The organism is Amycolatopsis sp. CA-161197, from assembly GCF_050942255.1.
Lineage (GTDB): Bacteria > Actinomycetota > Actinomycetes > Mycobacteriales > Pseudonocardiaceae > Amycolatopsis.
In genome coordinates this window covers 6994788-7013373 of sequence record NZ_CP192059.1, presented here as the reverse complement: position 1 = coordinate 7013373, position 18586 = coordinate 6994788, and the positions used below count along the sequence as shown (strand labels likewise).

The window sequence follows — 18586 nt, the reverse complement described above, 5'->3', positions numbered from 1 at the left end:
CCAGACCCGGGTGAGGTAGGGGTTGGTGCCGCGGTAGGCCGTCAGCTCCGTGCCGGCCGAGATTCCGGATTACAGCGTGCGCACGCGCACCGACCTGGTTCCCAGCTCTTCCTGCTGCGTTTCGACCACCTCGACCCGGCGAGGGCCTACGAACTGAACCACCGTGCCCACCAGGGCCTCCTCCGACCGCCTTGTCGATCATTTATGGCTATCTGCCGGGCAGAAGCTACCCCACTTATGCCAAAAAATCTACATAACTTGTCTTGCTTTAACGCCTAACTGGTGCTGTGATCGTCGCCAGGCACGACGCAAAGGAGCACCGATGTCTTCAGTACGAAGGTGGACGAGAGTCCCGGCCCGATCGGCCGCCGCACTGGCGGCCGTGGTGATGGCCGGTGGCGCGCTGGCCGCCTGTGGCTCCGGCTCCGACGACAGTGGCGACGGCACGCTCACCGTCTGGAGCATGGAAAACCAGTCAGACCGGGTCGCCGCGGCGCAACGGATCGCCGATCAGTTCACCGCGCAGAGCGGCGTCAAGGTGAAGATCGTCGGGCTGGACGAGGACCAGTTCAGCCAGCTGGTCACTTCGGCCGCGGCCGCGGGCAACCTGCCGGATGTCGTCGGTGGCCTTTCGCTCACCGGTGTCAACGAGATGGCCGTGAACGACCTCGTCGACACCGACGCCGCGGCGTCGGTGGTCAAGAACCTGGGTGCCAGCACGTTCTCCGCTCGCGCGTTGCAGATGGACGTCAGCGGCGGCAAGCAGCTCGCGGTGCCGTCCGACGGCTGGCCACAGATGCTCGTGTACCGCAAGGACCTCTTCGCCAAGGCAGGCCTCCCGGCGCCCGACACGTTCGACAAGATCCGCCAGGCGGCCCAGAAGCTCAACTCGCCGGACGTTGCGGGCATCTCGATCGCGACCGACCCCGGTGACGCGTTCACGCAGCAGACGTTCGAGGACTTCGCGCTGGGCAACGGCTGCCAGCTGGTGGACCAGGCCGGGAAGGTGACGCTGGACAGCCCGGCGTGCGTGAACACGTTCTCGCTCTACAACGACCTGGTGCACCAGTACTCCGTGCCCGGTGCCCAGAACGTCGACTCGACCCGCGCGACCTACTTCGCGGGCAAGGCCGCGATGACCGTGTGGTCGTCCTACCTGCTGCCGCAGCTGGCCGGGCTGCAGAAGGACGCCGCGCCCAGCTGCCCGCAGTGTCAGGCCGATCCTTCGTTCCTCGCGAAGAACACGGGGTTCATCACGGCCATCAAGGGTCCCGACGGCTCGGCCGCGCAGAACTTCGGTGAGCTCGGCTCCTGGGTGATCACCCAGGGAGACCGCTCCGCCAACGCGCAGAAGTTCGTCGGCTACATGCTGGACCAGGGGTACGGCGGCTGGCTCGGGCTCGCGCCGCAGGGCAAGATCCCTGCGCGCACCGGCACCGCCGCCGAACCCGGCAAGTTCACCAAGGCTTGGGCGAGCCTGCCCGTCGGGACCGACGGCAAGAAGCCGCTGTCCGAGGTGTACTCACCAGAGGTGATCCAGCAGCTGCAGAGCAGCCTGGACAGCTTCCAGCAGTGGGGCATCACGCAAGGCCAGGGCGGGCTGGCCGGTGCTTCGCTGGCCGAACTGCCCGTGCCCAAGGCCGTCAGCGCCATGACCGGCGGCACCGTGGACCCGGCCGGAGCCGCCAAGCAGGCGAGCGCCGCGGTCCAGGACATCCAGAAATCACTGAAGTAGGGAAACGCGGATGACCTCGGCGCACACCGTCCGGAACCGGCCCGCCCCCGCGAAGCCGACCGGCCGGCCCCCACGGCGGCGGCGAGCGCTCACCCTGCGGCAGCAGGAGAGCAGGGCCGGGCTGGCCCTGCTCTCCCCGACCCTGATCATCGTGCTGGTGGTCGTGGTCCTGCCCGTGGTGTGGACGATCGTGCTGGCGTTTCAGCGACTGCGCCTGGCGACGTTGCAACGCGAAGGCATCTTCGGCCGCTTCACGTTCCAGAACTTCGCCAAGGTGCTCGGCTCCGCGGACATGTGGAGCTCGCTGGTCACGACATTGGTCTACACCATCGGCGGCACGGTGCTGTCGCTGGCGCTCGGCCTGGTCGCGGCGCTGGCGCTGCGCAAGCCTTTCCGCGGCCGGGCGTTCCTGCGCAGCGCGATGCTGCTGCCCTACGTTTCGCCGGTGGTGGCCGCGACGTTCGTCTGGGAGATCATGCTCAGCCCCCAGTTCGGGGTCGTGAACGCGTGGGGCAAGAGTTTCTTCGGCTGGGACAAGCCCGTGGCGTTCCTCAGCCAGGAGACCTCGACGATCTCGCTGTTCGGCTGGCACTTGCACGTACCGCTGGCCCTGCTGGTCGTGATCGCGTTCGAGGGCTGGCGCTACTTCCCCTTCACGTTCCTGTTCCTCATCGCCCGGTTGCAGGCCGTACCGGCCGAGCTGGAGGAGGCCTCGCTCGTCGACGGCGCCACGCCGACGCAGCGGTTCCGGCACATCCTGCTGCCGCAGCTCTACCCGGTGTTGGCCCTGCTGTCGGTGCTGCGGTTCATCTTGACCTTCAACAAGTTCGACGACGTCTACTTGCTCACCGGCGGCGGTGCGGGCACGGACGTGCTGAGCGTGCGGGTCTACGACTTCCTCACCGCGCAGTTCGACATCGGCGGCGCGGCCGCGCAGGCGCTGGTGCTCGCGGCGGTGCTGGTCGTGTTCCTCGCCGTCTACCTCAAGTTCTTCGCTCCGGAGGATCGCTCGTGAACCGGATGACTTTCGAGAACCGGCTGTTCGGGATTCTCCGCTGGGTGACGATCGTGTTCCTCGCGATCGTGACGTTGTTCCCCTTCTACTACATGGTCTTGCTCTCGGTGCGCTCGCAGGACTCGCTGTTGCGGAACCCGGGCGACATCCTGCCGAAGCTCTCGGACTTCACCGTGTCCACCTATTCCACAGTGCTCAAGTCGGTGGCCTCCGGGGGCGACGGGTTGCTGAGCCTGCTCGGCAACTCGGCGCTGGTGGCGCTCGGCACGGTCGTCGTCACCCTGGCGCTGTCGCTGCCGGGTGCGTACGCGGCCAGCCGCCTGCGCTTCGCCGGACGGAAGCAGGTGCACTTCCTGTTCTTGGCGGTCTACCTGTTTCCGTCTATCCTTTTGGCGATCCCGCTGTTCGTGATCTTCAGCAAGGCGGGCCTGCGCGACTCTCTGGTGGGGCTCTTGGTGGTGTACGTGGCTCAGGCACTGCCTGTGTCGATCTACATGCTCCGCAATTACCTCACCACCATCCCGGAGAGCATCGAGGAAGCGGCCGCGATCGACGGCAATGGACGGCTGGGCACGATGTGGCGGGTGACGCTGCCGCTGGCGGCGCCGTCGATCGTGGCCACTGGTCTGTACGTCTTCATGATCGCGTGGAACGAGTTCCTCTTCGCGTTGCTGTTCCTGGTCGAGGACCGCTCGAAGTGGACGGTGTCACTGGGCCTGTCCCAGCTGGCCGGGGGCCTCGAGGTGCCGAAAACGGTGTTGATGGCCGGCTCGGTGGTGCTCACGATCCCGATCGTGATCCTGTTCTTCGCGGCGGAGCGGTTGCTCGCCGAAGGTCTCACCAGCGGCGCGGAAAAGGGGTAGAAGATCATTACAGTCGCACCGGTGACGATGTCTTCCGGCTACCTGCTCTGGTTGGTCCGCACGGGCAAGGCACGTACTCGCGCCGACCTGCAACAGCAGACGGGCTTGTCGCGCTCGACCGTGCAGCAGCGCCTGAAGCCGTTGTTCGACCGCGGTTACCTGCGTTCCCACGGCACCGAGGACTCCACCGGCGGCCGGCCGTCGGTCCTGCTTGAGTTCACCGACGACGGGGTCGTGCTGGTCGCCGACCTGGACACCGCGGACGCCCGCCTCGCCGTCGTCGACCTCGACGGCCGCCGGCTTGCGCAGGAGCGGATCGACCTGGAGGTGGCGACCGGCCCGGTTCCCGTTCTCGACACGCTCGACGTCCGGTTCCGCGCGCTGCTCGAACAGGCGGGCCGACCGCAGGGACATGTGCGGGGGATCGGCGTCGGCGTACCCGGGCCGGTGGAGTTCGAGACCGGCACCGTGCGCCAGCCCCCGATCATGCCGGGCTGGGACGGCTACTCCATCGCCGACCACCTCGCCGGCCGCTGGGACGTCCCGGTCCTGGTGGACAACGACGCGAACATCATGGCTCTGGGGGAGCACACCCAGCACTACCCGAACTCGTCGCCCCTGGTCCTGGTCAAGATTTCGGCCGGCATCGGGTCGGGGCTCGTCTTCAACGGCGGTCTGCTGCGCGGGGTCGACGGCGGGGCCGGTGACATCGGGCACATCCGGCTGCCCGGGCACGACGACGCCGTGTGCATGTGCGGTTCCCGCGGCTGCCTCGCGGCAGTGGCGAGTGGGGGAGCGCTGGCGCGCCGGCTCACCGAACGCGGCGTGCCGACGCGGTCGAGCCGCGAGCTGGCCGCGCACCTCGCCGCCGGACGGCCGGAGGCCGTCGAGCTCGCCCGCGAGGCCGGCCGACTCGTCGGCGAGGTGCTGACCACGGTCGTGTGCATGGTGAACCCGGAGGTGCTGGTCATCGCGGGCGACCTCGCCGACACGCACTTCGTCACCGGCGTCCGCGAGGTCATCTACCAGAAGGCGCTGCCCCGGGCGACGCGGCACCTTCAGGTGACCAGCACGGGCCTCGGGGACCTGGCCGGCCTGCACGGCGCGCAGGCGATGGTGCTCGACGCCGCGTATGCCCCGGCCGTGGTCGACGAGCGGCTGGACAGGGAAGGCGCGTCGTGATCGGCGAACCTGTCCGCGTCGGACTGGTCGGAGCGGGACCGTGGGCACACACCATGCACGCCCCGACGTTCGCGGCCGGACCCGAAACCACGCTCACCGCGGTGTATGCGCGCCGGGCAGAAGCAGCGGCCGAACTCGCCCGGAAACACGGTGCCACCGCGACGACCGATTTCGACGAACTCCTGGGGATGTGCGAGGCGGTCGCGTTCGCCGTGCGCCCCGACATCCAGGCCGACCTGGCTCGCCGGGCGGCCCGTGCCGGGAAGGCCGTGCTGCTGGAGAAGCCCGTCGCGCTGACCCTGCCGGCCGCGCGGGAACTCGCAGAAACCATCGAGGACGCCGGCGTGGTGAGCCAGCTGGTGCTCACCAAGCGGTACCTCCCCGAAACCCGCCAGTTCCTCCACCGGGCCAAGGCGTTCGACGCCGTCGGCGCCCGCTCGTGTTACCTGCACGGCGCGTTCCTGGGTGGGGACCTGGCGACGGGCTGGCGCCTGGAGTTCGGTGCGTTGCCCGACCTCGGCCCGCACCTGCTCGACCTGCTCGAAACCACGCTTGGCACCATTCGCGGGATCCGGGCGGCCGGGGACTCGACCCGGTGGATCGAGCTGACCTGCGAGCACGAGAGCGGCGCGGTCAGCCAGGCCTCCCTCTCCGGAGCGATCGGGCTCGACCGCGTCCGGACGACCGTCGAGCTGTTCGGCCCCAACGGGGCTTTGGGCTACGACACTTCAGCGATCGATCACACCCAGGCGTGGCCGATCCTGCGGGCCGAGTTCGCGGCCGCCGTGCGGATGGGACGCGCCCACGAGCTGGACGTGTGGCGGGGGGTCCGGCTCCAGGAGCTGATCACTCGGGCCACCGAATCACTGCGCGTCGGCTTCTGACCGCCGGCGTCACGGATTCACCAACTGAGGAGGCTTATCGTTGCGGCGAGCATCCTCGATGTTCGTCGACGGGTGTGGTGAAGGAGAGCGCAACGCCGACGACCGCGGCCAGGGCCGCTGGCACCGTGGCGTCACGCCGACAGGCGTTCGGTGATTCCGGTGTGCAATGCGCGGCTGCCTCGGTCGTCAGCGCCGCCGGACGAGCTGGCACGGGTCGTCCACTTCGGACAGCGCAGTGAATTCGACGGGGATCTGCCGGAGTTCATCGGCTGCGAGCTCGCGGCGTTCATCGTGTGGGGATGGATTGCCTACAAAAGCGGCGGCTGGTGGGACGCCGTCGGACAATGGCTCGGTGCGGTCGGATCTCCCGCCGCCCACGCCGCGGCCGTGGCCGGTAGTAGGCATTTCTGCGCGCAGACCCATCACGGCTGCGCCTCGGCGCAGTGCCGAAAAGCCTCCCGGAGGCCGGGGTCATCACCGCCGGGGCAGGTAGACCGACGCGCGACTCACCCGTTCGACGGCGCCAGGGTTGGCGGAACGGGCCCGATGACCCGTAGTTTTGGGGACCCCGGGCCCGCACTGCGGCGATGCCACGCGGGTTCGGTGCGCGGGCGTAGTTGTAGGTGGCTTGCAGCAGCTCGGTATCGGCGCTGTTCTGCCCGTCAGGCTGGTCTGGTGGCCGGAGTTGTCGTAGCCATCGGTTTGGCTGCCGGCTCCGGCCAGGTGGTGTTGGTACGGCGGTCGGCATTGTCATAGCCGGCGAGACCGTCTAGCGCGGGCAGAGTGGGTGGGCTGGTAGAAGTCTTCGGCGCCGGTGGTGGTCTCGCCCGGACGGCCCGCGGCTCAGCCGCCAGGTGTGCGGTACGCCGGGCTCGGCGGTGACTGTGGGCTGCCCGGGGTCAGCTCGTGTCGAGACTCTCGGGCAGTGTCAGGTACCAGGTCATGGTCACGGTGGTGCCCACGTCGGTGGGAGCGAGGATGGTGTGGTCGGCGAGAGCGCGCATGATGCTGAGGCCCCGTCCGTACAGCTGGCCGGGGTCTGTGGAGGGTGGTTGCCAGCGGCCGTCGTCGGTGACGGTGATCCGGATCAGGTCATCCTGGTGGTGGGCGTGCAACTCGACGGCGCCGGCGATGCCGGAGGGGTAGGCGTGGCTTGCCGTGTTGATCAGCGCCTCGTAAGTGGCGAGTTCGACGTCGTGGGCGAGATCTCCCGTGAGGTCGTGGGCGCTGAGCCATTCTGCCAGGGCGTACCGCATGAGCGTCGCGTCGTCGGCGTGGGCGGGTCGGCGCATCGACAACTCGGAGTTCGCTGCAGCAGCGCGGTTGCCGGTCGGAGGCATGGGCACCACCTCACGCGGTCGTGATGGAGCTGCTGGGGCCGTGGCTGCGGCATACCCGCACCCGGCCCAGGTATACACCCCGCCCTGGGTGGCGCCGAGCGGGTCAGATGTCGTCTGCGGCTAGAGCCTCGGCCACTGACGAGTACAGGGCGAACCCCTGGTCGAGGCCGACCAACCGCAAGGTGCGGTCCAGATAGCGCTTGACCGCCAGGCACAGCCTGGTGCGCTCGCCGGCGGCTTGGCGTCCCTCGCACAGGGCTGCGAGCGCCATCGAGGCGAAGAAGTCGACCGAGGTCAGGTCGACCACCAGAACGTCGGGTGTGGTTTTCAGGGCCTCGCGGATTGCTCCCTCAAGCAGGGGCGTGGTGAGCGCGTCGAATTCGCCGCGTGCGGTGACCACAACAGCGGAACCCTCGTGATGCAGGCTGACGCACGTCTCGCCGGCGCCTGGGGCGGGGTGGCGATCGGATGCCTGCATTGCCCGATCGTCTCGCACTCAACGCTACGGTGCACCACCTGAGGGGAGACGAATGTTCACTCTCGTTTTCCGCTGTTACAACCGTTTCCTCTGGAAGCGATCCCGGTATCCACGCAGAAGCCCTCGCGCGGGATGTTAAACGTCGACGGTGACTTGATCGGCGAAGGCACTGGCTGTCGCGAAACGCGCGGTCGATCATCGAACAAGACTTGCGTGACGGCAGTGGAGGCCACCAACGGACCTTCGCCGCGCGTGGGCCCGCCGGTTCGAGGTGTCGAGTGACGGAATCCGGGTAGCCGAAATTTGAGGCTATCGGAAGCGAATCTCGAGGAGGAATCGTGGCCAGCAGCGAAACCGATCAGGTCACAGGTACACAGGACAAGGACTACAACATCATCTGGTTCGTGGAGGCGTGTCTGAGCAATGCGCTGCGAATGGAGTCCTACATCGCCGACGCCGACCGCGCGGGCGACCGCGAGCTGGCCGCCTTCTTCCGCCGGGCGCAGGAGGAAAGCCGGAAGGGTGCGGAGCAGGGCAAGAAGCTGCTCGCCCAGCGGCTCGGTGCCGCGGGCTGACTTCCGTGACTCCGCGCGTCCTGCACGGGGCCGGTCACCCAGCTGACCGCTCGATCACAGCCGCGACGGGCGAAGTGGTGATCATGATTGTTCTCCTCGCTGCCCTGCAGCGGTCACCTCGCGAAGAGTCGAGCGCGAGTCCGTCGCCGCGGAGGCGACAGCCACCGCAGCCAAGTCGGTGCGGGCCGCGCAGATCACGTCGTTCGCCTCGGGGAAAGGTGCGTCCGCGGCAACCACTCTCCCGCGCAGCGCGGCTCCGCTCTGTTCCAACCACCAGAGCGTGAAACTGCAGTCGGGCGGACGAATCCGGGCGTGCACTGGCACGGCCCCAGGCGTAGTCCGCTCGCTCAGGGCCGGCCACCGCGGCGTCACGTCTCGTCTCTCACACGGCGAAGGTGTGCCCGCCGCCTGCGAGGTGCCGGTCGAACCAGCCGACGGCCGCGTCGGCAACCTGTTCCAGCGCGCCGGCTTCTTCGAAGAGGTGCCCGGCTCCAGGAACCACCACCAGCTCGCGGTCACCGGACAACCGGGCTGCTGCGGCTTTGTTGAGTCTGCGCACGGTGCCGTCGTTTTCACCGACGATGAGCAGCACCGGGCAGCGCACGTCGTCCAGTGCGTCACCCGCCAGGTCCGGTCGGCCGCCCCGGCAGACCACCGCCCGCACCAGATCCGGCCGGGCGGCCGCCGCGCCCAGCGCCGCGGCCGCTCCCGTGCTGGCGCCGAACAGACCCACCGGGCAGGCGCGACCGCAGGGGTGCCGGCCAGTTTGTCCAGCGCCTGCAGTAACCGGTCACGCAGCATCCCGATGTCGAACCGGCGGCGGCCGCCGGCCGCCTCGGCGCGGTCCTCCTCCTGGCTCAGCAAGTCGAGCAACAGCGTCCCGAAGCGGTTGTCCTGCAACGTCCGGGCGACCGCCTGGTTGCGTGAGCTATGCCGCGAGCTTCCCGAGCCGTGCGCGAACACAACCACTCCGGTGGCATCGGCGGGGACTGTCAGATCGCCTTCGACCACGGATGTTTCGGTGTCTACTGTGAACGGTTCCGTCATGACCTTTTCCTGCTGTCGAACACCGGTCTTCCCGTGGCGCTCGGAAACGAAACCCGGGCGCGAGACCTTCTGCGCCGCGGCTGGGCTTGGCGACCGAAGCACATGTGGTCGGCGACAACGGTCCGCGGCAAGCCGAGGGGAGCATCCAGCCGGTGGGGTTCTCCAGCATGATCAGCCGCGCATGCCGGGCCTGACGCAGTGCTTGAAGGCGCGTGCCGCAGATCGGTTCCTATCGATACTACGTCGGCGGTTTCGATTGCCGCATCGCTGCCCGTGGCTCCCATCGCGATAGTTATCTCGGCCGTCACGGGCGCTGGTGTGCCGCCGTCGCCCATCCTCGCGAACGAGCCTCGTCGCCCGCGTAAGTTGTCCACGGTGGCCAGACGGCCGGTCCTGTTCCAGGTTTTCGGCTGAGTCCGCGCCGACTCAACCCTGGCCAATGACCTCGAACGGGGGACCTCGTCCCCGAAGGCCACGTGCTAGGAGATGGGCCCGCCGGCAAGGCAGAGGCCGCAGCTCGATGCTCTCACCGGTGGTCTCGCGCGCCTCGACAAGCACCCCGAGTGCGGCTGAGGAGAAGAACTCTGACTTCGGTCAAGTCGGTCACCAGCACCGGCGGGGCCCCGACGGGGGCCTCGCGTCTCGCGAGCCGCAGCCGGGCGTGGTGTGCACGTCGAACTCGCCGCGCGCGCTCAGTACCAGCGCCGGTCCCTCGCGGCGCTGGCTGACGCTCGCCTGTACTCCGGGTGCGGGTGCGTCCCCTCCGAGGTTCGGGTGGAACTCTGGCATGGTCCCGATTTTGGCGCAGCGGTCGCCGTGCTGCGCGGCAACAGCTCGCGGTCAGGACGTGCACCATGCCACGCTGCGCCAGCGAATTGCCCCACCCGCAGGAAGCTGACAACTACCCCGGGCAGATGGGCTTGGTGACCCGGGGTCTGGGAACCCCCGAGCCTGTAGCGCACGACCCTATGCGGGTGCGGTGCCGCGGGTAGCGCCCAAAGGCGTCTTCCGGATCGAGGATCTTGCCGTTTGCCGTGTTTCCTGTGGGGACGTGCTGGTAGGCCCTGGGTGGTGCGCTGGTGACAGGCCATTGTGTGGCCGGAAACTGACGTGTCCGCAGGTGGCCTCGCGGTCAAGGAGGGGCCGCGGGGCCACCGTGCGATTGTGTGGGCACGGTGGTGAGAAATTCGTCCAGCAACGCTTGTGCGACGTCGCGGAGCTTGACGTTGGTGTTCTGCGACAGCGTCACGAGCACGGCGAACGCCTCCTGCGGGTCGCAGCGGCGCTGGGCCATCAGCACGCCCTTGGCCTGCTCGATCACCCCTCGGGACTGCAGCGCCTCCCGAAGGTGCCGGTTCTCTTCCGCGGTCACCGCCGCGGCGTCAACGCCGTCTGGCGCGTGCTGAGGAGCCGGTGCCGGCCAGCTGGTCCGCTCAGTCTGCGCGTCCACCAACGACATGGTTGCTCCCCTCGCTCCGCGGGCCGCGGTGAGCTGCTTGATCGCCTCGGCGGCGGATTCGGTCACGGTGAACATCGATGGTTTCACTTTCTCTGCGTCGGCGAATCGGCGGTTTTCGCCCGCGGGTGTTCAGCCTCGCGCGCTGGCGATCTCCGGTGGTTCTCTGGTTACTTGATCGGCGCGAGATCATCAGTGGAGTGTCCGGGCAGCGGCAAGTACCCGGTTCGGCCGGCGCTCAACCGCCGCGGCGGGTCGATGGTGGCCTGCGTCGGCGGGGAGGTTGATGACGGACGGACGCGGGAGCGACGGCAACCGTGCTGTGGACCGGAGGCTCGGCCGCGAGGTCGAGGTCAAACTTCGGCTCGGCAGCCTCTGACGGTTGCCGGACCGCTTCTCTTCGGCGTCCTCCGAACTGGGCAGGGTTCTTGTTGGCCACTTCAGCCCCCTCGGCCCAAAGGTGTCGGAGCAGCACACCGGCGCGGCTGTGAATGAAGACGTTTCGCCAGCTTGGGTCCGGATAATCGGGAAGGTCGATGGGGGCTCCGGCGACCCGGCCGACCTGCCCGGTCGTAGCCGTCCGGCGGGTCGTCGAGTCTGCTGACGCGGTGGTTGGAGCCGCGCGAGAGGGTTGTGGTCGGTCCGCGAAAGACGTTCCGTCAGGAGCTGGCTCGGCTCGGTACCGAGATGACCGAAATGTGCGTCGTCTGCGCGCAGGCGATGCGCCAGGCCACGACGGCGTTGCTCACCGCGAACGTGGGGCTGGCCGAGCAGGTGCTCGGGAGCGACATCGAGCTGGATCTCCAGCGCGCCGAGTGCGAAGAACACGCTGAGGCGCTGCTGGCGTTGCAGGCCCCGGTCGCCCATGAGCTGCGACTCGTGCTGGCCGCGGTGTACTGCGCCGACAGGCTCGAGCGCATGAGTGACCTGGCCGCGCACGTCGTCGGCTGATTCCGTGGATGAGTGACTTATCTGGCGTTGAAACCCCGGCTCGGTGGTCGGGTCGAAGCGGACACCGAGGTCCGGGGTGTGAGAGGAGAATTCTGTGTGGCTCTTGTGGTGCCAGTTCGGTTCCTCACCTTTTTCGGCCGACCGGCCCTGGGAACAGGGCCGGCCCGGAGGGTATTAAAGTCGCTTCAGGTCCTCGGGTATTAATCGGGCGAACTGCCATAGGGGCGTTGCGAGACGCCCTTGTGGCCCTCGGCGGCCTCGCCGGGCTCCGGGCCGATTTCCTCGCCGCGGCGCGTTGTGCTTTCTCCCGCGCCGAACGGTGAGCCGGGTTCGATGTCCGTGTCGGAGAGTGTGCCGCCCGGGGAGTAGTCGCGGTGGGGGTCGGGTTCGTGCTCCGGCTTCTCCCGCGCTTTTCTCCCGGCTTCGGCGGCGGTGTTGCCCTCGGTGCCGATGTCCTCGGACCAGCCGTGCTGGTCGTCGTGGCCGGCCATGATGCGCTCCTTTCGGCCGGGCTGTAAACCCAAGCGGGTTTGTATCTCCGCTGCGTACCCGGTTGAAGGCCGGTCAAACGCGCCGTTACCACCCCACGGCATACATCGTTTCCCGGTCCTTTGTCGACGGAAGGGGTTCCGGAGAGCAAGTAGTGAAAGCTATTCGTCAGCAGTTCGATGATCTACCACAACACCACCAACCTGCCGTTGCAGTACGAGGTGAGTGGGACAAAGGTTGCCCACGCCGGTGGTGTTTCGGGGCGCTGGTCGATGGTGCAGGCGTAGTGGCGTTGCCAGGTTCGGTCGCCTGCGCGCTCGTGGCAGATCAACTCGAGGTCGATGGTCGTGCCGACGTAGCCGTCTTTGGTGCTGACGAAGAACCGCAGCTCGCGTCCGTGCCGGACGTCGTCGAAGGTGAGCTCGACGGAGTCACCCGAGGGGGTCACGGTCAGCGAACGCAGCGCCTGACCTCGCTCCATGCGCAGCACGAGCTTGGCCGCGAAGTACTCCGTGTCCACAGTGAAGGCGTCGACCGCCGACACGGAGAACTCCGGCGCGTCACGCTCGTCGCGTTCCTCACGCATCAGCGCCACCTGAAGCAGATGGGCGACGCCAGCCACGACGTGGCCGAGCAGGTCGAGCGGATGCAGCGGCAGATCACCGAGCTGCGTGCCACCATTCCCGAGGCCGGAACGGAGAACCGTCGTGGCTGACATCGGTGACGGGTGAACTCGTTCAGGTCAACGTCAGTAATTCAGCGAAATGTTGGTAACCGAAGGTGGAACATTTATCCGCAATGGCCCGACCCTGACCTCACCTTCGTCAGGCCGACTGGCACCGCCGCTCCCACTCCCGGCGTGTGGAGGTAGATGGTGGCGCCGTGACCCTTTTCGAATCCGCCATGGGAGTACGGATTGCGCCATCGCTCGACGACGTCGGAGAGGCGCTGCCGATAGCGGCCGGCATCACCTTCCTTGCCAAGTAAGCGATCGAATTTGTCGCCCCACCGTGACCCGATCATGGCCGTGAGGTCGTCGTTGGACGGGTCAAAACCACTGAACGCCAGCGCCAGCACGAGGTCATGCTCCAGCAGGCTGATGTACGCCGAGATCGCCGCCACCATGTCGTGGAAAGCGTTCAACTGCATCTGGATCTTGCCGCTCGTGAACGACGTGGCGGTACCGGTGCTCAACTCTCCGACAGTCGTCATGTCTCCGATGACCGTCGGATCGACGGCACGTCCGCGGAAGTACTCGTAGGCGCGACGCAGCGATACGTGTTGGTTGATGACGGTGGTGTTCCCGTTGCCCAGAAGCTCTGGCGCCGCGGCCAGGACCAGCTTCTCAACGGTGCGAGTCGAGGACTGGAGCTTCTTGGCGATCTGGGCCTGCGTCTTCTGCGCTTCCTCCTCGGATGCTTCAGTCCACAGGTAGAGCCGCAGGCCAAACTTCTGATGTGCCAGCCGGCACCTCTCGCCGCAGTACGTGAAGTTGACCCACCACGCGACCTTCTCGGCAGGTCCGTACGCCATCAGCCCGATGAGAGTGAGCGCGTACTTGAGCAGCGCCGGGACCGGCGCCTCGTCAGGGCTTATCCCCGCCCGGTAGGCCATCCCTACCTGCTCCTCTTCGCCTTCGGGCCAAGGCCCGAAGTCACGCAACGCCGTTCGCTTCAGGCGCTCGCCTGCTTCGGCTTCTCCGGGGAGAGAGTTCATCACGACGAAATCGTTCGAACCGCTCTGCGCGCTACAGCTCAGGGATGCTGCTGACGTCGAGGGCGGTCCGCGAGGGGCGGCATCGTGGTGGTCGCGCGGCAGCCGCTCGTGGTTGGTCGTCGAACTGGCGCTGGTCAGGCCGACGTTGCCGTCGCAGGCACGGTGTCGAGGGCCTTACCCAGGTGCCGGTAGATGGTGGGACGGGTGACGCCGAACTCGGCGGCGATCTGGGCGACGGTGTAGCGGCGCTTGCCATCGTCGCCACGCTCCTCGTACATCTGTCGAGCGAGCTGCACCTGACGGGCGCCGAGTTTCGGTTTCTGCCCGCCGGTGCGGCCGCGCGCGCGAGCCGCGGCCAGGCCGTCCATGGTGCGTTCGGACATCAGGGCGTGCTCGAACTCGGCGATCGAGCCGAGGATCTGGAAGAACATCCGCCCGACTGCGGTGGAGGTGTCGATGCCCTGGTCGAGCACCACCAGGTCCACACCCTTCGCCTGCAACTGCTTGGACAGCTCGATCAGATGCTCCAGTGACCGGCCGAGCCGGTCGAGCTTGGTCACCACGAGCTGGTCACCGGCCCGGTTGGCCGACAGCAGCGCCTTATCCAGCTCCGGCCGGCGCGCGAGCTTGCCCGAGGCCTTGTCGAGGAAGATCTCGTCGCACCCGGCCGCCGCGAGCGCGTCGCGCTGAGCCTCCGGGTGCTGGCCGCGGATGGACACCCGCCCGTATCCGATCCGCATGGTCCAGACCGTATCGCAAACCCCCGAGAACGTGACATTGGCGCGGACACGGCATGCTTTACAGATCTCTCCTGCGAAAACGCCGATCAACCACGAGCGTCTCGCGAACGATCGTTTCTGAGACACGCCTTGCGGTCGGACGGTCATGGTCTGGCTATGGGGCCGAGCGAATGTCGCGCCTCGGCGATCACGTTCGATCGGGGTGGCGTTGGACGGGGCCGGCGCGCATGTCTGGCGCTGGCGGTGTGGTGTGGGGGTGCACGCGGACAGGAATGTCGCGGCTGTGTGTGGAGCGTCGGTGCGCTTGAGTGGACTGCTGGGCGTAGTTGCGGAGCTGGCGGTAGGCGGCGATCACGGCCGCGAGCCGGTCGCGGTCCGGGTGTGGTGCGTCGGGGTGGCAGTCGCGGATCGCGCGCCGGTAGGCGGCGGTGATCTCGGCGGCGGTGGCGCCGGGGGACAGTCCGAGCACCGTGTGCGGGTCGGGCAGTGCCGGTGGGTGAGAGGTGTTCATGGCGCGGACCGAGGCGGACCGGGCGCAGCGGTGGTGAGCTGGCTGAGTTCGGTGTAGTAGGCGCGCGCGGCGGTGTGGGCGGTGTCGAGGGCGTGGCGCAGGGTGGCCAGTTCCCGGCAGGCGGAGGCCAGGTGGGCGGTGGCCGGTGCGCCGTCGACCTGGCGGAGCTGCTCGGGGCATTGGATGTGGTGACCGGTGTATTCGGTCAGCAGGGTGACTAGATCGGTCAGCTCGCCGGTGAGCTGGGTGAGCTGCCAGCCGGCGTCGCGCAGCTGACCCGGGCCCGGCGTCTGGGCCAGGTCGGCCGCGCGGACCGCGCGCCGCAGATCGCGTGCCGTCGTGGCCAGCGTGGTGGTGATGGTGGCCGGTTGGCGTCCGGTGGTGCTCATCGTTTCCGCTCTCCTCGTTTTGTGGTCCAGCCGGCCCGGGTCAGGGCCAGGGCTCGCGCTCCTCGAGTACCGGTGCGTCGCGGTGCTGGTCGGCAACGTCGGCCGGATCGGCGTCGAGCGAGTCCCCGATGCCCGACAGCGCCGGTTCGTTCTCGTCGGGCTCGGGGCGGGCGAGACGCTGCTGGTCGGCGACATCGTGGGTGGGGGCTTCGTCGAGCATGACCGGTTCTCCTTTCGGATTGATGAGGCTGGTCAGGCCGCCGCGGGGCCGGAGTGGCCGGCGGTTTGGTGCAGGCGGTCCCGAGCGCACCGCGGCAGCCGGTTCGGGTGCCGGTGGCGAAGACGACGCCGGCCCCGCCCGCGGCGGTCGAAGCCGCGCGAGGCGGGGCCGCGAAGGGGCCGAGCCGGGGTTCGGGCCGCTCAGGCGTTGATCTGCTTGGCCTCGCTCCCGCCGCTGATGGCGATCTTGCGCGGCTTGGCCTGCTCGGCGATCGGTACCCGCAGGGTCAGCACACCCGCGTCGTAGCGCGCGTCGATGTTGTCTGCGTCGAGGGTGTCGCCCAGGAACAGCTGGCGGGAGAACACCCCGCGAGGCCGTTCGGACACCTGCACCTCGGCGCCTTGGTCGTAGTCCGGGCTGCGTTCGGCCTTGACGGTGAGCACGTTGCGCTCCACGTCCAGGTCGATGGACTCCGGTGCGACACCCGGCAGGTCGAACTGCACCACGTATTCATTGCCGGACCGGTAGGCGTCCATCGGCATGACCGCCGGCCGCGACGTGGTGCCGTTGGCGCCGAAGAACTGCTGGGTCAGCCGGTCCAGCTCCCGGAACGGGTCAGTCCGCATCAACATGACCATCCGCCTCCTTTACTCCTTCCCTGGGCGTCACCGCTGGCGTGCGGGTGGCCGGCGGCGGTTTGTGTGCCTATACGGCTGGGTTGGTGTGCTCGTCGAACTCCGGCCGCCGCCACCGCCGGTGGCGGCGGCCGGAACCAGTTCGGTGGGTTGCATGTGCGATCGCTACGTCGTTTACCCCGGTGCCCGCCCTGGCTGCAGTCGCGCCGGCTCGGATGTCGCGAAAGTGCGCCGCTAGACGCGGGGCCGGGACCGCTGTCAGGGTCTCCTCGGCCGTCTGGCGAAGCAGGCATCCTCGCCGGCGAACGAACTGCGCGGTGGCGGGCTCCAGCGAGTGTGCGGGCATCACCTACCTTTCGAGATCACTCGCTGATTGCTGAGCGCACTGGTCAACGGAGGGGAACGCTGCCGATGACCGCCTCGCATCGCCGACACCACCCCGGCGACCGGCCGGTCGCCGGTGGCGGCCGCCCGGGGCGTGCGGCCGGGTTGCCGCGGGCCCGCGGATCCAGGCCGCGGCCGTGCCAGAGGTGGCGGAAAAACTCCGAAGTTGGCGGTGATGATCGCGTCGAACTCCGCGCGCAGCCAGGTCTCGTCGGCGCAGACCAGCTCAGCGAACCCGCTGGTCACCGCCCCGTGACGTGTGGTGTCCGGCATCGTCGATCACTCCCCGGCAACATCATCGTGTTCGACACCAGGTCATGTACCGCCTATCCATTTCTATAGCGCGCACTGCAAGTTGTGTCAAGCATTTGAACTAGATAATCTGGAGCGGCTGACGCGCTCCTGACAATCGGCGAAGGAGGTGAGCGTGGCTGGTCTGGGGAACCTCGACGACCAGGACTACCCGGCCTTCACCACCGGGCAGGCCGCGAAGATGCTGGGCGTGCAGGAAGCGTTTCTGCGCAGCCTGGACACTGCGGATCTGGTGCGGCCCCAGCGTTCGGACGGCGGACATCGTCGCTACTCCCGCCGCCAGCTCGTTCTCGTGGTCCGGCTGCGCGAGCAACTCGATGACGGCCACAACCTCGCCGCCGCTGCCCGCATTATCGGCCTGCAAGACCAGCTCGCGGACGCCGAAACCACGATCCACGACCTGCGCGCCCAGCTCGACGAGCGCTGACTCGACTCATCGCCGGTTATGCAGCAGCAGCCACGGGCAACGCTGTCCTTTCGTTCAAAACGGACTCGGCGTCGGCGAGCACCTCGTCGATCGCGCGGAGCTGGACCTGGGTCCGGCGGACGGCGTCCTCGGCCTCCGCACGCAGGGCCGCCGCCCGCTGGTGCGCCGTCATGACGAGGTCGTCGGCTTCCGTAGCCGTGGATCGGCGGCGCGGTCACGCCTTGATCAGCTGCTCGCTCATCTCCCAGAGGCGATGCGCGGAATTCGGGTCGATGGAATGCGGCACGACGTTCTGCGACTGGATCAGGTCGACACCCTGGGCGGTGGGATCCGCGGTGTCATCCAGCGGGGAGATGTCGTTGTCTCTCAGATAGATGCCGCCGATGTCGGCGAGCAGCGGGCTGGTCGCGGCGAACACGATGGTGGCGGCACCCTGCTCTGGCGTCTTCTTCCCGCTGTCCGGGTCGATGATCGGCCGGCCGGACTCGTCGACCAGCCCCATTGCCTGCTGCATGGCCCGCACTTGGTCGGCGGGCATGGAGCTGCCCAGGTTGGTGCCGACGATGACGCCCGGGTGCGCGGCGTAGCCCCGGATCCCGTCGGGGGCCCACCGGCGGTCCAGCTCGACGGCGAACAGCACGTTGGCGGTCTTCGATTGGGCGTAGGCGAGGTGGCCGTCATAGCCGGTGGCAAAATGCGGATCGTCCCAGCGGATGTCGGAGATGCGGGTCGCACCGGAGGTCGTGTTGACCACGCGGGCACCGTGCGCCGCGCGCAGCGCGGGCAGCAGGCCCAGGGTCAGCTGGAAGTGGCCGAGGTGGTTGGTCGCGAACTGGGCCTCGTAGCCGCGTGCATCCAGGACCAGTTCGGCGGGAGCCATGATGCCGGCGTTGTTGAGCAGAATGTGGAGCGGACGACCGGAGTTCAGGTAGCGGCTGGTGAAGGCGTCGATCGAGCCCGGGTTCAGCAGGTCCAGTTGACTGATCTCGACGCCCTCGATGCCGTCCAGCGCCGGCGCTGCGCGGTAAGGGTAGCGAGATCCGACGGTGACCGAGGCGCCGGCCTTGGCCAGCGCACGGGTGGCCTCCAGGCCGAGCCCGACGTGGCCGCCGGTGACGACGACGTTCTTGCCGAACAGGTCGATGTCCGCGAGGATCTCATCGACCGTCGAGGCCGCGGTGAAGCCGGATCCGAGGGGGCGCTGCTTGTGTGTCATGCCCCCAGTCTGTGCCTGAGG

General features: G+C 68.1%; 22 protein-coding genes. 8 read left to right on the top strand and 14 right to left on the bottom strand.

The window, feature by feature from the left end; all coding sequences use genetic code 11:
* Window positions 1-322: 322 nt before the first annotated feature.
* From ACQPXB_RS32850 to ACQPXB_RS32830, 5 genes are read left to right on the top strand one after another with little or no spacing between them, the layout of a single operon-like run.
* Window positions 323-1735 (top strand): ABC transporter substrate-binding protein, encoded by a 1413-nt coding sequence (locus ACQPXB_RS32850; protein WP_386953023.1) that lies wholly within the window; start codon window positions 323-325, stop codon window positions 1733-1735.
* A 10-nt stretch (window positions 1736-1745) separates the two neighbouring features.
* Complete coding sequence (locus ACQPXB_RS32845; RefSeq protein ID WP_432845594.1) at window positions 1746-2750, top strand: carbohydrate ABC transporter permease; 1005 nt, start codon at window positions 1746-1748, stop codon at window positions 2748-2750.
* A gap of 5 nt (window positions 2751-2755) precedes the next feature.
* Window positions 2756-3613: a carbohydrate ABC transporter permease gene (locus tag ACQPXB_RS32840; protein WP_386953059.1), complete on the top strand. Its 858-nt coding sequence runs from the start codon at window positions 2756-2758 to the stop codon at window positions 3611-3613.
* Between the two features lie 27 nt (window positions 3614-3640).
* Window positions 3641-4795: an ROK family transcriptional regulator gene (locus ACQPXB_RS32835; RefSeq protein WP_366585106.1), complete on the top strand. Its 1155-nt coding sequence runs from the start codon at window positions 3641-3643 to the stop codon at window positions 4793-4795.
* Window positions 4792-5679, top strand: coding sequence for a Gfo/Idh/MocA family protein (locus ACQPXB_RS32830; protein ID WP_366585009.1), 888 nt, complete (start codon window positions 4792-4794; stop codon window positions 5677-5679). The genes ACQPXB_RS32835 and ACQPXB_RS32830 overlap by 4 nt, the downstream gene beginning before the upstream one ends.
* 899 nt (window positions 5680-6578) lie before the next feature.
* Here the strand turns inward: ACQPXB_RS32830 and ACQPXB_RS32825 are convergent.
* Together ACQPXB_RS32825 and ACQPXB_RS32820 are read right to left on the bottom strand one after the other, a co-directional pair.
* Window positions 6579-7019: an ATP-binding protein gene (locus ACQPXB_RS32825; protein WP_432845593.1), complete on the bottom strand. Its 441-nt coding sequence runs from the start codon at window positions 7017-7019 to the stop codon at window positions 6579-6581.
* A gap of 103 nt (window positions 7020-7122) precedes the next feature.
* Window positions 7123-7497 carry an STAS domain-containing protein gene (locus ACQPXB_RS32820; RefSeq protein WP_432845592.1) on the bottom strand — a complete coding sequence of 125 codons (375 nt, stop codon included), beginning with the start codon at window positions 7495-7497 and terminating at the stop codon, window positions 7123-7125.
* A gap of 338 nt (window positions 7498-7835) precedes the next feature.
* Here ACQPXB_RS32820 and ACQPXB_RS32815 point away from each other — a divergent pair, with 338 nt between their 5' ends.
* The gene (locus tag ACQPXB_RS32815; RefSeq protein ID WP_366585015.1) at window positions 7836-8072 is read left to right on the top strand and encodes a hypothetical protein; all 237 of its coding nucleotides are present in this window, start codon (window positions 7836-7838) and stop codon (window positions 8070-8072) included.
* Window positions 8073-8454: 382 nt separating this feature from the next.
* On the opposite strand, the gene ACQPXB_RS32810 is transcribed toward ACQPXB_RS32815, so the two are convergent.
* Together ACQPXB_RS32810 and ACQPXB_RS32805 are read right to left on the bottom strand one after the other, a co-directional pair.
* Complete coding sequence (locus ACQPXB_RS32810) at window positions 8455-8805, bottom strand: dienelactone hydrolase family protein (RefSeq protein ID WP_386953033.1); 351 nt, start codon at window positions 8803-8805, stop codon at window positions 8455-8457.
* 1446 nt (window positions 8806-10251) lie between these two features.
* Window positions 10252-10653 carry an ANTAR domain-containing protein gene (locus tag ACQPXB_RS32805; RefSeq protein ID WP_432845591.1) on the bottom strand — a complete coding sequence of 134 codons (402 nt, stop codon included), beginning with the start codon at window positions 10651-10653 and terminating at the stop codon, window positions 10252-10254.
* Window positions 10654-11262: 609 nt separating this feature from the next.
* Here ACQPXB_RS32805 and ACQPXB_RS32800 point away from each other — a divergent pair.
* On the top strand, window positions 11263-11526 hold the full coding sequence (locus ACQPXB_RS32800) for a phosphate signaling complex PhoU family protein (protein WP_386956725.1): 264 nt from the start codon (window positions 11263-11265) through the stop codon (window positions 11524-11526).
* 200 nt (window positions 11527-11726) lie between these two features.
* Here ACQPXB_RS32800 and ACQPXB_RS32795 read toward each other — a convergent pair whose 3' ends face one another.
* From ACQPXB_RS32795 to ACQPXB_RS32760, 8 genes are all read right to left on the bottom strand, one after another.
* The gene (locus ACQPXB_RS32795; protein ID WP_366585076.1) at window positions 11727-12017 is read right to left on the bottom strand and encodes a hypothetical protein; all 291 of its coding nucleotides are present in this window, start codon (window positions 12015-12017) and stop codon (window positions 11727-11729) included.
* Between the two features lie 182 nt (window positions 12018-12199).
* Window positions 12200-12601 (bottom strand): hypothetical protein, encoded by a 402-nt coding sequence (locus ACQPXB_RS32790; RefSeq protein WP_432845590.1) that lies wholly within the window; start codon window positions 12599-12601, stop codon window positions 12200-12202.
* A gap of 203 nt (window positions 12602-12804) precedes the next feature.
* Window positions 12805-13734 carry a hypothetical protein gene (locus ACQPXB_RS32785; RefSeq protein ID WP_432845588.1) on the bottom strand — a complete coding sequence of 310 codons (930 nt, stop codon included), beginning with the start codon at window positions 13732-13734 and terminating at the stop codon, window positions 12805-12807.
* 131 nt (window positions 13735-13865) lie between these two features.
* Complete coding sequence (locus ACQPXB_RS32780) at window positions 13866-14618, bottom strand: recombinase family protein (protein WP_432845587.1); 753 nt, start codon at window positions 14616-14618, stop codon at window positions 13866-13868.
* Between the two features lie 40 nt (window positions 14619-14658).
* Entirely contained in the window at window positions 14659-14982 is a 324-nt protein-coding gene (locus ACQPXB_RS32775; protein WP_432845586.1) for a J domain-containing protein, read from the bottom strand.
* Entirely contained in the window at window positions 14979-15371 is a 393-nt protein-coding gene (locus ACQPXB_RS32770; RefSeq protein WP_386956731.1) for a hypothetical protein, read from the bottom strand. The genes ACQPXB_RS32775 and ACQPXB_RS32770 overlap by 4 nt, the downstream gene beginning before the upstream one ends.
* A gap of 40 nt (window positions 15372-15411) precedes the next feature.
* The gene (locus ACQPXB_RS32765; protein ID WP_366585088.1) at window positions 15412-15591 is read right to left on the bottom strand and encodes a hypothetical protein; all 180 of its coding nucleotides are present in this window, start codon (window positions 15589-15591) and stop codon (window positions 15412-15414) included.
* 200 nt (window positions 15592-15791) lie between these two features.
* Window positions 15792-16223: an Hsp20/alpha crystallin family protein gene (locus ACQPXB_RS32760; RefSeq protein ID WP_366585090.1), complete on the bottom strand. Its 432-nt coding sequence runs from the start codon at window positions 16221-16223 to the stop codon at window positions 15792-15794.
* Between the two features lie 814 nt (window positions 16224-17037).
* Between ACQPXB_RS32760 and ACQPXB_RS32755 the strand changes: the two genes are divergently transcribed.
* A complete protein-coding gene (locus ACQPXB_RS32755; RefSeq protein WP_366585092.1) occupies window positions 17038-17349 on the top strand; it encodes a MerR family transcriptional regulator in 312 nt (103 codons plus the stop codon).
* Between the two features lie 16 nt (window positions 17350-17365).
* Here the strand turns inward: ACQPXB_RS32755 and ACQPXB_RS32750 are convergent, their stop codons facing one another.
* Complete coding sequence (locus ACQPXB_RS32750) at window positions 17366-17521, bottom strand: hypothetical protein (RefSeq protein ID WP_366585094.1); 156 nt, start codon at window positions 17519-17521, stop codon at window positions 17366-17368.
* 42 nt (window positions 17522-17563) lie between these two features.
* Window positions 17564-18565: an SDR family NAD(P)-dependent oxidoreductase gene (locus ACQPXB_RS32745; protein ID WP_432845585.1), complete on the bottom strand. Its 1002-nt coding sequence runs from the start codon at window positions 18563-18565 to the stop codon at window positions 17564-17566.
* Between the last annotated feature and the right edge of the window lie 21 nt (window positions 18566-18586).

Coding starts and splice junctions, on each gene's coding strand:
- ACQPXB_RS32840 (WP_386953059.1), top strand. CDS start 2,756: ATGACTTTCGAGAACCGGCTGTTCGGGATTCTCCGCTGGGTGACGATC.
- ACQPXB_RS32835 (WP_366585106.1), top strand. CDS start 3,641: ATGTCTTCCGGCTACCTGCTCTGGTTGGTCCGCACGGGCAAGGCACGT.
- ACQPXB_RS32805 (WP_432845591.1), bottom strand. CDS start 10,653: ATGTTCACCGTGACCGAATCCGCCGCCGAGGCGATCAAGCAGCTCACC.
- ACQPXB_RS32780 (WP_432845587.1), bottom strand. CDS start 14,618: ATGACCGTCCGACCGCAAGGCGTGTCTCAGAAACGATCGTTCGCGAGA.
- ACQPXB_RS32790 (WP_432845590.1), bottom strand. CDS start 12,601: ATGCGTGAGGAACGCGACGAGCGTGACGCGCCGGAGTTCTCCGTGTCG.
- ACQPXB_RS32850 (WP_386953023.1), top strand. CDS start 323: ATGTCTTCAGTACGAAGGTGGACGAGAGTCCCGGCCCGATCGGCCGCC.
- ACQPXB_RS32800 (WP_386956725.1), top strand. CDS start 11,263: ATGACCGAAATGTGCGTCGTCTGCGCGCAGGCGATGCGCCAGGCCACG.
- ACQPXB_RS32745 (WP_432845585.1), bottom strand. CDS start 18,565: ATGACACACAAGCAGCGCCCCCTCGGATCCGGCTTCACCGCGGCCTCG.
- ACQPXB_RS32760 (WP_366585090.1), bottom strand. CDS start 16,223: ATGTTGATGCGGACTGACCCGTTCCGGGAGCTGGACCGGCTGACCCAG.
- ACQPXB_RS32765 (WP_366585088.1), bottom strand. CDS start 15,591: ATGCTCGACGAAGCCCCCACCCACGATGTCGCCGACCAGCAGCGTCTC.
- ACQPXB_RS32750 (WP_366585094.1), bottom strand. CDS start 17,521: ATGACGGCGCACCAGCGGGCGGCGGCCCTGCGTGCGGAGGCCGAGGAC.
- ACQPXB_RS32820 (WP_432845592.1), bottom strand. CDS start 7,497: ATGCAGGCATCCGATCGCCACCCCGCCCCAGGCGCCGGCGAGACGTGC.
- ACQPXB_RS32775 (WP_432845586.1), bottom strand. CDS start 14,982: ATGAACACCTCTCACCCACCGGCACTGCCCGACCCGCACACGGTGCTC.
- ACQPXB_RS32825 (WP_432845593.1), bottom strand. CDS start 7,019: ATGCCTCCGACCGGCAACCGCGCTGCTGCAGCGAACTCCGAGTTGTCG.
- ACQPXB_RS32795 (WP_366585076.1), bottom strand. CDS start 12,017: ATGGCCGGCCACGACGACCAGCACGGCTGGTCCGAGGACATCGGCACC.
- ACQPXB_RS32845 (WP_432845594.1), top strand. CDS start 1,746: ATGACCTCGGCGCACACCGTCCGGAACCGGCCCGCCCCCGCGAAGCCG.
- ACQPXB_RS32770 (WP_386956731.1), bottom strand. CDS start 15,371: ATGAGCACCACCGGACGCCAACCGGCCACCATCACCACCACGCTGGCC.